The sequence below is a fragment of the Cryobacterium sp. TMT2-4 genome (genome assembly GCF_004402575.1).
In the GTDB taxonomy this organism is placed as follows: Bacteria; Actinomycetota; Actinomycetes; order Actinomycetales; family Microbacteriaceae; genus Cryobacterium; species Cryobacterium sandaracinum.
Window position 1 is genome coordinate 42,731 of the sequence record NZ_SOGE01000021.1, and the last position, 9,820, is coordinate 52,550.

At 68.0% G+C, this 9,820-nt stretch carries 12 protein-coding genes; all 12 read right to left on the bottom strand.

Annotated elements, in window-relative coordinates; genetic code table 11:
• Positions 1-21: 21 nt before the first annotated feature.
• The 12 genes from lgt to rpe all read right to left on the bottom strand — a co-directional run bounded on the left by lgt (position 22) and on the right by rpe (position 9,575).
• On the bottom strand, positions 22-1,017 hold the full coding sequence (lgt, locus tag E3O54_RS06330; protein WP_134401185.1) for a prolipoprotein diacylglyceryl transferase: 996 nt from the start codon (positions 1,015-1,017) through the stop codon (positions 22-24).
• A gap of 72 nt (positions 1,018-1,089) precedes the next feature.
• Complete coding sequence (gene trpA, locus E3O54_RS06335) at positions 1,090-1,926, bottom strand: tryptophan synthase subunit alpha (RefSeq protein ID WP_104100534.1); 837 nt, start codon at positions 1,924-1,926, stop codon at positions 1,090-1,092.
• On the bottom strand, positions 1,923-3,140 hold the full coding sequence (gene trpB / locus E3O54_RS06340; protein WP_104100533.1) for a tryptophan synthase subunit beta: 1,218 nt from the start codon (positions 3,138-3,140) through the stop codon (positions 1,923-1,925). Before trpB ends, trpA begins: the two co-directional genes overlap by 4 nt.
• Positions 3,141-3,911 (bottom strand): indole-3-glycerol phosphate synthase TrpC, encoded by a 771-nt coding sequence (trpC, locus tag E3O54_RS06345; RefSeq protein WP_104194870.1) that lies wholly within the window; start codon positions 3,909-3,911, stop codon positions 3,141-3,143.
• Positions 3,912-3,915: 4 nt separating this feature from the next.
• A complete protein-coding gene (locus tag E3O54_RS06350) occupies positions 3,916-4,140 on the bottom strand; it encodes a DUF6704 family protein (protein ID WP_104100531.1) in 225 nt (74 codons plus the stop codon).
• Positions 4,141-4,240: 100 nt separating this feature from the next.
• Positions 4,241-4,897, bottom strand: coding sequence for a Trp biosynthesis-associated membrane protein (locus E3O54_RS06355; RefSeq protein WP_241976773.1), 657 nt, complete (start codon positions 4,895-4,897; stop codon positions 4,241-4,243).
• Entirely contained in the window at positions 4,898-6,439 is a 1,542-nt protein-coding gene (locus tag E3O54_RS06360) for an anthranilate synthase component I (RefSeq protein WP_134342453.1), read from the bottom strand. It abuts the gene before it with no gap.
• Positions 6,440-6,441: 2 nt separating this feature from the next.
• On the bottom strand, positions 6,442-6,861 hold the full coding sequence (gene hisI / locus E3O54_RS06365; protein ID WP_104171001.1) for a phosphoribosyl-AMP cyclohydrolase: 420 nt from the start codon (positions 6,859-6,861) through the stop codon (positions 6,442-6,444).
• Positions 6,862-6,899: 38 nt separating this feature from the next.
• On the bottom strand, positions 6,900-7,661 hold the full coding sequence (gene hisF, locus E3O54_RS06370) for an imidazole glycerol phosphate synthase subunit HisF (protein WP_104100527.1): 762 nt from the start codon (positions 7,659-7,661) through the stop codon (positions 6,900-6,902).
• 51 nt (positions 7,662-7,712) lie between these two features.
• Positions 7,713-8,552, bottom strand: coding sequence for an ATP phosphoribosyltransferase (gene hisG, locus E3O54_RS06375; protein ID WP_104100526.1), 840 nt, complete (start codon positions 8,550-8,552; stop codon positions 7,713-7,715).
• Between the two features lie 78 nt (positions 8,553-8,630).
• Complete coding sequence (locus E3O54_RS06380; RefSeq protein WP_104100525.1) at positions 8,631-8,894, bottom strand: phosphoribosyl-ATP diphosphatase; 264 nt, start codon at positions 8,892-8,894, stop codon at positions 8,631-8,633.
• A gap of 12 nt (positions 8,895-8,906) precedes the next feature.
• The gene (rpe, locus tag E3O54_RS06385) at positions 8,907-9,575 is read right to left on the bottom strand and encodes a ribulose-phosphate 3-epimerase (protein ID WP_134401186.1); all 669 of its coding nucleotides are present in this window, start codon (positions 9,573-9,575) and stop codon (positions 8,907-8,909) included.
• Positions 9,576-9,820 lie beyond the last annotated feature (245 nt).

Sequence of the window (9,820 nt, forward strand, 5' to 3'; positions counted from 1 at the left end):
AGGTTGGAGTCAACCTTGAGCCTAGAGGCGCGAGTTGCTGGTGCTTGTGGCTGCAACGTCGTCTGATCCGGCGAGACCGACGGCCTTATCACCGTGATCCTTGGGGTCCGAATCAAACTCATCAGATTCTACCTCAGCGTCGGGCCCCTTCCACTCGCGGCCGGGAATGTACACGCTCGCGGGCAGGCCCGTGTGGCGCTTGCTCTGCACGACGATCAGGATGATTCCCAGCAGGATGGCGGCGAAAGCGGCCCACACATTGGTGCGGAGGCCGAAGAACATCTCGCTCGGGTCGACCCGGATCGATTCGAAGAAGCTGCGGCCGAGGCCATACCAAATCAGGTAGACGCCGAAGGCCTTGCCCCAGCGGAGCGCGACCTTGCGTTCGATCGCGAGGATCAGGACGACGCCGACCACGTTCCAGACCATCTCGTAGAGGAAGGTTGGGTGAAACAACGTTTCGGGGGGAAGCCCGATCGGGAGGGCCGGGTTCGCCGCGGACACCTCGAGGCCCCAGGGCAGGTCGGTCGGCAGACCGAAGAGCTCCTCGTTGAACCAGTTGCCGAGACGGCCCATGGCCTGCGCCACGAGCATCCCCGGTGCCAGGGCGTCCGCGAAGGCCCAGAACCGGATGCCCGAGATGCGGCAGCCGATGTAAGCGCCGACGGCCCCGCCCAGGAGCGCTCCGAAGATGGCGTTGCCGCCGTTCCAAATGGCGAACACCTCGAGAGGGTTGGCACCCTCGAAGAAGTAGTCGGAGGGGTGCGTGAACACATGGTAGAAGCGCGCGCCGACGATGCCGAGCGGAACGGCCCACAGGATGATGTCCAGCACCACGCCCGGCTCTCCGCCGCGCGCAGACAGTCGGCGGCTCGTCATGACGGTGGCGGCGATGATCCCTGCCAGAATGCAGAGGGCGTAGGCGTGGATGGTGAACGGGCCGAGGGTGAACGAGCTCCATTCGGGGCTCGGGCTCGGGATGCTCAGAAGAAAAGACACCTGGGGACTACCTTTCATCGTGGCGCCGGGGAGGCCCCGTGACCGCCTCGGTCAACTTACCTTAGCTTTTGGGTGCTTCGATGGCGGGGATCAGACGGCGGGGCGCAGATCCCGGGCACTGGCCGCGAGGTCACGGGTGAGGACGGCCAGGGCCGGCACTCCCCCGTCGGACAGTGCCTTGACCAGGGCGGAACCGACGATGGCGCCATCGGCGTAGGCGAGGATCTCCCGCACCTGCTCCGGGGTGGAGATGCCGAGTCCGACGCACGCGCTGGTGGACCCGACGGCGCGGAGGCGGTCGACGAGCACCCGCGCGGCGGAGTCCACGTCGCCGCGGGCGCCGGTGATTCCCATGGTGGAGGCCGCGTAGACGAAGCCTCGGCTGGCGTCCACTGCCTGACGCAGCCGGGCGTCGGACGACGACGGGGCGGCGAGGAAGACACGGTCGAGTCCGGTTCGCGTGCTGGCTCCCACCCAGGCGGCCGCGTCGTCGGGGATGAGGTCGGGCGTGATCAGCCCGGCGCCTCCCGCCGCGAGCAGGTCGTCGGCGAACCGGTCCACGCCGTACTGCATGATCGGGTTCCAGTAGGTCATGACCAGAACGGGCACGTTCACCTGGGCGGTGATCGCCGCGACGGCCTCGATCCCGTGCCGCAGCCGAAAGCCGTTGGCCAGAGCCTGCTGGGTGGCCGCCTGGATCACTGGCCCGTCCATGACGGGATCGGTGTACGGCAGGCCCAGCTCGATGACGTCGACACCGTTCTGCGCGAGTGCCACGGCCGCGTCGATGCTCTCGGTCAGGGTGGGAAACCCGACGGGCAGGTAGCCGATCAGAGCACCGCCGCCCTCGGAGCGGCGACGGGCGATTGTCGCCTCGACCGTGCTCGTCGTTCCGGTCGTGGAACCCGTACCTGTTTCCGTGCTCATGACTGTTCCGCGCCCTTGTCGAGCAGGTCGAAGTACCGACCCGCGGTTTCCATGTCCTTGTCGCCGCGTCCGCTGAGGTTTACCAGGATGGTGGCGTCAGGTCCGAGCTGCTTGCCGAGGTCCAAGGTGCCGGCGAGGGCGTGCGCCGACTCGATGGCGGGGATGATGCCCTCCGTGCGGCTGAGCAGCCGGAGGGCGCTCATCGCCTCGTCATCGGTGACCGGCAGGTAGGTGGCCCGGCCGATACTGGCGAGCCACGCATGTTCCGGGCCCACCCCCGGGTAGTCCAGACCCGCAGAGATGGAGTGCGACTCCACGGTCTGACCGTCTTCGTCCTGCAGCAGGAAGCTGCGGGCGCCGTGCAGGATGCCGGGGCGCCCCTTGGTGATCGTCGCCGCATGGCGCAGGGTCTCCGCGCCGTCACCGCCGGCCTCGTAGCCGACCAGCGCCACCTCCGGGTCGTCGAGGAACGCGTGGAAGATACCCATGGCGTTCGAACCACCGCCGACGCAGGCGGTGACCGCGTCGGGGAGGCGGCCGGTGAGGTCCAACACCTGCTGGCGGGCCTCCTCGCCGATGATCTTCTGGAAGTCGCGCACCATGGCCGGAAACGGATGCGGCCCGGCGACGGTACCGAAGATGTAGTTGGTGGTCTCAACGTTGGTGACCCAGTCACGCATGGCGTCGTTGATGGCGTCTTTCAGGGTGCGGGACCCGGTCTTGACCGGCACGACCTCGGCGCCGAGCAGTCGCATCCGGGCCACATTCAGGGCCTGGCGCTCCGTGTCGACCTCGCCCATGTAGACGACGCAGTCGAGCCCGAACAGGGCGGCGGCCGTCGCGGCCGCCACGCCATGCTGCCCGGCGCCCGTCTCGGCGATGACGCGGGACTTGCCGATGCGCTTGGTGAGAAGAGCCTGGCCGAGCACATTGTTGATTTTGTGCGAGCCGGTGTGGTTGAGGTCTTCCCGCTTGAGGATGATGCGGGCACCGCCGGCGTGCGCGGCGAACCGGGGCACCTCGGTGATGATGGACGGGCGCCCGGTGTAGCTCCGGTGCAATTCCATCAATTCGGCCGCGAAGGCCGGGTCCTGCCGTGCCAGAGCGTACTCGTCGGTCAGCTCGTCGAGGGCAGCCACGAGGGACTCCGGCACGAACCTCCCGCCGAAGTCGCCGAAGTACGGGCCTGCTTCTGTTCTGAGGGACGTTGACATTTAAACCGCCAGGAATTCGGAGAGGGTTCGGATGGGATCGTTTGTGACGAGGGCCTCGCCGACGAGCACGATGTCGGCGCCGGCGGCGCGGTAGTGCGCCACGTCGGCGGCGGTCTTGACGGCCGATTCGGCGACGCGGACGACGCCCGAGGGGATCCGGTCCGCGAGCCTGCCGAACAGGTCCTGATCGAGTTGGAACGTGGACAGGTCGCGGGCGTTTACCCCGACGAGGCTTGCGCCAATGGCCAGGGCACGGTCGACCTCCTCGGCGCTATGGGTCTCGACCAGCGCGGTCATGCCGAGCTGGCGCACGAGGTCGTGCAGGGAGACCAGGGTGGTCTGGTCGAGTGCGGCGACGATGAGCAGAACCATGTCGGCACCTGCCGCCCTGGCCTCGAAGACCTGGTACGGCAAGCCGATGAAGTCTTTACGCAGCACCGGGATGCGCACGGCGGATCGCACTTGCTCGAGGTCTGACAGGGAGCCGAGGAACTTGCGACCTTCGGTGAGCACGCTGATCGCGCTGGCGCCGCCGAACTCGTAGGAGACGGCGAGGGCGGCAGGGTCCGAAATCTCGGCCAGGGTGCCCCGGGACGGGCTGGCGCGCTTGACCTCCGCGATGATCTTGACCTGATCGGCGGGTGCGAGCACCGCCAGGGCATCGATCGCGGGAGTTTGGTCGAGAGCGGTTGCCTCGACGATGGCGAACGGACGGGCGGCCCGACGAAGTTCAGCGTCGGCGACGGCCCCGGCTAGAAGATCAGACAGCACTCGACTAGTGGCCCAGGTGAGCCGTATCGGCTACGCCGTAACCGATTTTGGCGAGGATCCGGCCGACCAGCAGGCCAACCACCAGCAGGCCGACGGATGCCCAGACGAGCCAAGGGATCACCAGAAAGAAGGCAACGGTGCCGATCGCGACGGCGAGAAGCATGATGGTGACGGCGGTCCAGGCCGCGATCGAATGGCCTTCACCTGGGTCTACCGATTCAAAGCTCATGATTCTCCTCTTGTGCGCTGACGGACAAGTCAAGTCTAGCGGCCCCACGGTTCCCCGGCCTCCCCAGCGCACCAGGTGAAACCGGGAATCAGGTCTCGATTCACTGCGGGGTGGTGGGGTCTTCGCCGCGGCTCAGCCCGTCCCAGTCGTCGATGGCGTCACGTTCGGGTGCGGAAACGTCCGCGGCGTCGGAATCGCCGGCATCCGTCGCCTCGGCCGACTCGGCCGACTCGGCCGCTTCGAATCGCACGGCCTGGTAGCGGGACGTCGGTCCGGGCCAACGCCGGGACGTGACGAGCACCCCGACCCCGGCGCCGCCCATGACCACGCCGGCGAGCAGCGCGATGAACGGCCACGGGGTCACGGCCGCTGAGGCGACGGCGTCGACGACCGAGTCTGCGCCGGAGATTCCGGTGGCATCGGTGACCGCGCCGGCACTGGCCGCCGCCGGATCGGTGACGGCCAAAATAGCCGAAAGGCACACGGAGAAGCCGAGCAGAACCTGAAGCAGGCCGAGGACCACCCGGATGCCGGGACCGGCGATGCTCAGGGCACCGGCGAGGGCCAGTCCGGCGAGGGCAAGGGCTGTCACCCCGGGGGCGGCCGTGGAGCCGGACACCTCGAGGCTATGCACAGCCGAGCCGGACTGCTCCACGATGACGTTCACCCAGACCTGGGTCCAGGCCAGCAGGGCCAGACCGCTGGCCGCCAGCATCACGAGGATGTGCCCGAGCTTGAGGCGCCGTGCGGATGCCACCTAGCGCACCCGCTTCATGGCGTTCGCGACCGCGACTGCGCGAAGGGGCGCCGCGGCCTTGTTCTGCGACTCCTGGTATTCCGACGCCGGGTCGGAGTCCGCGACGAGGCCGCCGCCGGCCTGCACGCGGGCGACGCCATTCATGATCGTTGCGGTCCGAATGGCGATGGCCAGGTCCGCGTCCCCGGCGAACCCGAAGTAGCCGACCACCCCCCCGTACACGCCGCGCTGCGCGGGCTCGAGCGCGTCGATGATCTCGAGGGCGCGCGGTTTCGGGGCCCCGGAGAGAGTGCCGGCCGGGAACGTGGCGCGGAAGACGTCGATCGCGGACCGGCCCGGCAGCAGGTTCCCCTCCACCGAGGAGACGAGGTGCATGATGTGGCTGAACCGCTCGATGCGCATGAACTCGGTCACCTCGACCGAGCCGGGTGCACACACCTTGAGCAGGTCGTTGCGGGCCAGGTCCACGAGCATCAGATGCTCGGCGCGTTCCTTGGCGTCGCCCGCGAGCTCGGCTTCGAAGTCGGCGTCGGCCTCCGGGGTCGTGCCGCGCGGCTTCGAGCCCGCGATCGGATGCGTGAACACGCGTTCGTTCTGCACCTTCACCAAGGCCTCCGGGGAGGAGCCCACGATCCAGTAAGTCTCCTTCTCCGGCGATTCCAGGCTCAGCAGGTACATGTAGGGCGACGGGTTGAGGCTGCGCAGCACCCGGTAGACGTCGATGGGGTCCGCCGTGCACTCCTGGTCGAACCGCTGGGAGACGACCACCTGGAACACGTCACCGTCGACGATGTGCTCCTTGGCGACGTCGACAGCGGCGAGGAAGTCCTCACGTCGGGTGCGGTTCGTCGGGGAGGCGGGCGTGGCGAGGTCGACCTCTGCGAGCCAGGTCTCGGAGGGCTCGGCCAGGCGAGACTGCAGGGCGTCGAGCCGGTCCTGGGCGGCGGCCCAGAGGGCATCCGGTTCGTCGTGGCCGTCGTTGAGAACGTTGGCAATGAGCTGCACGGTGCCGAATTTGTGGTCGATCACGACGAGGTCGGCCACGAAGCTGAAGGCCTGGCCCGGCACGTCGTAGTCCGCCGGCGGGCGATTCGGCAGGCGCTCGATCTGGCGGATCGCCTCCCAGCCGATGAATCCGACGAGGCCGCCGGTCAGGGGTGGGTGGCCGGGCATCCGCGGGGTTTCCCAGCGTTCGTGGAGGGCCGCGAGAGCCGCCAGCGGGCCGAGGCCGGTGGCGTCGCCGAGGGCGCGCTCAGCCGAGAGGCCATAGTCGAGCCAGCGGGTCTCGTCGCCCTGCTGGGTGAGCACGCCGAACGAGGACACGCCCACGAACGAGAACCGCGACCAAATGCCGCCCTGCTCGGCGGACTCGAGGAGAAAGCTACCGGGCTGGCCGGCAGCGAGCTTGCGGTAGATGCCCACCGGGGTTTCGCCGTCGGCGAAGAGTTCGCGCACCACGGGGAACACCCGGTGGTCGTCGATCTGGAGCGCGAACTGCCCGGCGGTGGTCGTCGGGGCTGGGCCGGAGCTGTTCGGTGCCATGGTCAGTCCTTCGGTTTTTGGGTGGTTGCCCGGTCTGCTGCCACGTCGGGTGCCGCGGGGCGGGCGCCGGTCACGACCTCGATGCCGCGCCCGTCGAAACAGGTGCGGGAGCCGGTGTGGCAGGCTGCTCCGACCTGGTCCGCCTGCACCAGGAGGGTGTCCGCGTCACAGTCGAGCGCGGCGGACTTCACATACTGGCCGTGGCCGGAGATGTCGCCCTTGCGCCAGAATTCCTGGCGACTGCGCGACCAAAACGTCACGCGCCCCTCGGTGAGCGTGCGGCGCAGCGCTTCCCGGTTCATCCAGCCGAGCATGAGCACCTCACCGGTGTCCCACTGCTGGATCACCGCCGGCAGCAGGCCGTCGGAGTTGAAGACGGCCCTGGCCAGGGCGTCGTCGAGGGTGGAGAGTACATCGGTCATTTACGGAGCCGTTTCGGGTCGGGTAAGGCACAGCATCATCAGCGCACGGGCATTCCGGCGTGCCGGAGCTCCGCCTTGATGTCGCCGACGGTCAGCTGGCCGCTGTGGAACACGGATGCCGCGAGCACGGCATCCGCCCCCGCCGCGATGGCCGGGGGAAAATCCTCGACCCGGCCGGCGCCGCCGGAGGCGATCACCGGAACGGTGCTCAGGGCGCGCATCAGCGTGATGAGTTCGACGTCGAAGCCCGCCTTCGTGCCGTCGGCGTCGATGGAGTTGACGAGCAGCTCGCCGACCCCCAGCCCGACGGCCGTCTGCGCCCAGGCGAGAGCGTCCAGGTCGGTTTCGGTGCGGCCACCGTGGGTGGTGACGACGAAGCCGGACTCGGTGCGCCCGCTACGCTTCACATCAAGCGAGAGCACGAGTACCTGGGAGCCGAACCGGTCGGCGATCTCGCCGATCAGGGCGGGCCGCTTGATGGCGGCGCTGTTGACTCCGACCTTGTCGGCACCACTGGCCTGCAGCCGGGACACGTCCTCGACCGTGCGGATGCCGCCGCCCACCGTAAGCGGGATGAAGACCTGCTCTGCGGTGGCGCGCACGACGTCATAGGTGGTGGCACGGTTGTCCACCGTGGCGGTCACATCGAGGAAGGTGAGTTCGTCGGCTCCCTGCTCGTAGTACCGGCGGGCGAGTTCGACCGGATCGCCCGCGTCTCGCAGATTCTGGAAGTTCACGCCCTTGACCACGCGGCCGTCGGCCACGTCGAGGCAGGGTATGACCCGCACCGAAAGACTCACGATTGTGCCTCCATTGTGTGTCGCCGCATCTGGGTACCGCCGGTCAGCCCGTTACAAGCGGGCGTTGTGAATGGAGCTGATCAGGATGGCGCGCGCCCCGAGCTCGTAGAGGGCGTCCATGACGTGGTTCGTGTTCAGGCGCGAGATCATCACACGCACGGCAACCCATTCCGGGTCGTGCAGGGACGATACGGTGGGCGACTCGATGCCGGGCGCCAGCAGGCAGGCGTCGTCGAGGAGCGTCTGCGGGATGTCGTAGTCCATCAGCACGTACTGGCGGGCCACGAGCACGCCCTGCAAGCGGCGCAGGAGGGTCGCGATGCCGGGCTTGTCGTTCTCGGAGCTGATCAGCACGGCCGTGGACTGCAGGATGACCGGGCCGAAGATCTCGAGGCCGGCCTTGCGCAGCGTGGAGCCGGTGGAGACGACGTCGGCGACGGCATCCGCCACGCCGAGCTGAACGGCTGACTCGACCGCGCCGTCGAGGGTGACCAGTGTCACGCTGACGTCGTGCTCGGCGAGGAAGGCCTCGACCAGTCCGGGGTAGCTGGTGGCGACGCGATGGCCGGACAGGTCGGCCAGGTCGGTGAAGCGGCCTGCGGGGCCGGCGAAGCGGAAGGTGGAGTCGCCGAAGTCGAGGCTGGCGATCTCCTGGGCGGTGGAGCCCGAGTCGAGCAGCAGGTCGCGCCCGGTGATTCCCACGTCGAGGGCTCCGGAGCCCACATAGGTGGCGATGTCGCGGGGACGCAAGTAGAAGAACTCCACGTCGTTGCGGGGGTCGGCGACGACGAGGTCGCGCGGGTCGCGGCGGCCGGTGTAGCCGGCCTCGAACAGCATCTGCGCGGCGGTTTCGGACAACGAGCCCTTATTGGGCACGGCAATTCTCAGCATTTGGGCACTCTCTGCGTCTTCAGGTTCTGGCGAACAGGTCTCACGGGGTCAACCGGGTGGAGTCTCTCTGATGACGCGTCACAGATGGCGGTACAGGTCGGCGGGGGTCAGCCCCTTCGCCAGCATCATCACCTGTACGTGGTACAGCAGCTGGCTCATCTCGGCGGCGGTTTCGTCGTCGCTCTGGAACTCGGCGGCCATCCAGACCTCGGCGGCTTCTTCGACGATCTTCTTGCCGATGGCATGTACGCCGGCGTCGAGTTCGCGCACGGTCCCCGAACCGTCGGGGCGGGTCCGTGCCTTGTCGCTCAGTTCAGCGAACAGGTCGTCAAAAGTCTTCACCTGACTAGGGTACTAGTGCGCGTGCTGGTGTTCGGTCGCGGCGGCGCGCAACAGGGCGATCTGCTTCGCCGGGTCCGCGGCGTTGAACACGCTGGAGCCGGCGACGAACGTGTTCGCCCCGGCCTCGGCGGCGATGACGATGGTGTCCTCGGTGATGCCGCCGTCGACCTGCAGCCAGACGTCCAGGCCGGACTTCTTCACGGCCTCCGACAGGGTGCGGAGCTTGCGCATGGTGGAGGGCATGAAGCTCTGCCCCCCGAAGCCGGGTTCGACGGTCATCACGAGCACCTGGTCGAATTCGGGCAGAAGCTCGAGGTAGGGCTCGATGGCCGTGCCGGGCTTGAGGGCGATGCCGGCCCGGGCGCCGATCGAGCGCAGCTTGCGGGCCAGGCCGACCGGGTTGGTCGTGGCCTCCGCGTGGAAGGTGACCGAGAACGCGCCGGCTTCTGCGTAGCCGAGCGCCCAACGCTCCGGGGTCTCGATCATCAGGTGCAGGTCGAAGGGCAGCGGGGAGACCTGGGCGAGGCGGTCGACGACGGGCGGTCCGAACGTCAGATTCGGTACAAAATGGTTGTCCATGATGTCGACGTGCACCAGGTCGGCGGTGCGGATGCGCCCCAGGTCCCGTTCGAGATTGGCGAAGTCGGCGGCGAGGATGCTGGGGTTAATCCGGGTGACCATGCCTTCACCCTACTGCGGCGAGCCCCGGCGGCTCGAAAGTCCCCTGCCGGTCGAGTCCAAGGCCCTGGAGCGATCCCGTCCCGAACGAATTCGACGGAGATTTTGCCGAAATGGGCCTAGAACCTTTCAAAAAAGTAGTTTTCAACCAGAATCTCGGCTCTCCTGCTTCATCCGTGGGTTAAACCCGGCCGGGGAGCACTGGTTTGTGGCCGCCGAGGCTGAGCATGGCGAGGGCGATGAGGGCG

Excerpts from the sequence above, each read along its gene's own strand:
- E3O54_RS06350 (WP_104100531.1), bottom strand. The coding sequence starts at position 4,140 with ATGAGCTTTGAATCGGTAGACCCAGGTGAAGGCCATTCGATCGCGGCC.
- E3O54_RS06360 (WP_134342453.1), bottom strand. The coding sequence starts at position 6,439 with ATGGCACCGAACAGCTCCGGCCCAGCCCCGACGACCACCGCCGGGCAG.
- trpB (WP_104100533.1), bottom strand. The coding sequence starts at position 3,140 with ATGTCAACGTCCCTCAGAACAGAAGCAGGCCCGTACTTCGGCGACTTC.
- trpA (WP_104100534.1), bottom strand. The coding sequence starts at position 1,926 with ATGAGCACGGAAACAGGTACGGGTTCCACGACCGGAACGACGAGCACG.
- rpe (WP_134401186.1), bottom strand. The coding sequence starts at position 9,575 with ATGGTCACCCGGATTAACCCCAGCATCCTCGCCGCCGACTTCGCCAAT.
- hisI (WP_104171001.1), bottom strand. The coding sequence starts at position 6,861 with ATGACCGATGTACTCTCCACCCTCGACGACGCCCTGGCCAGGGCCGTC.
- hisG (WP_104100526.1), bottom strand. The coding sequence starts at position 8,552 with ATGCTGAGAATTGCCGTGCCCAATAAGGGCTCGTTGTCCGAAACCGCC.
- lgt (WP_134401185.1), bottom strand. The coding sequence starts at position 1,017 with ATGAAAGGTAGTCCCCAGGTGTCTTTTCTTCTGAGCATCCCGAGCCCG.